This is a genomic window from Allobacillus halotolerans (genome assembly GCF_018967645.1).
Taxonomy (GTDB): Bacteria; Bacillota; Bacilli; order Bacillales; family Alkalibacillaceae; genus Allobacillus; species Allobacillus halotolerans.
Genome location: NZ_JAHLZF010000085.1, coordinates 1 through 594 on the forward strand (window position 1 = coordinate 1; position 594 = coordinate 594).

Genomic DNA, 594 nt, shown 5'->3' on the forward strand with positions numbered 1-594 from the left:
AATAATCTTCAACACTGTCATTCAAGTATTTAATTTGTTTCGCTGAGTGTGCGTATATTTCTTCTTTTTGATGGTATATAAACATTTTCTCAAGTTTGCTCATACCTTCATCTAACAAGCGATAGTTATACTCATGTTGAGCAACTATTTTCCGACCTGTCATTGAATGTAAACTTGTAATTAATCCGTAAGCCATTGGTTGCCTCCTTTAGTCGTAAAAACTGTAATAATCCTTGATTAACTCGTACATAATAACCTCGTGACCTTTTTCGTTAGGGTGTAAGCCGTCCTCCATGCTCGCTTTCCTAAAAGCTGGATTGTATGGCTTAAAGTAATCTGTGTGATATGCGTCAAACACTGGTACATCTAACTCACTACAAGCTAATATTTGAGCGTTTACATAGTCCTCAAGTGTTAACCCTAGTTTGTTTTTGTCCGTGTCTTTACGGCGTATTGTTGTACCACTCATAGGGCATTGTCTTGTAGCTGTCATCACTAGTATTTTTGAATCTGGATTATTCTTTCTAATAACTTCAATTGCAGAACAAAAGGCACCGTAAAACGTTTTTGTATCCGTTTTATCAGTGCCTATCG

At 36.5% G+C, this 594-nt stretch carries 1 protein-coding gene and 1 pseudogene; both read right to left on the minus strand.

What is annotated here, in order from left to right; translation table 11 throughout:
• Positions 1-196 (minus strand): annotated as a pseudogene (locus tag KQ486_RS14215) (phage baseplate protein); the annotation flags it as partial.
• Between the two features lie 12 nt (positions 197-208).
• On the minus strand, positions 209-594 hold a 386-nt coding region (locus tag KQ486_RS14220; protein WP_216688005.1), incomplete at its 5' end, for an SGNH/GDSL hydrolase family protein.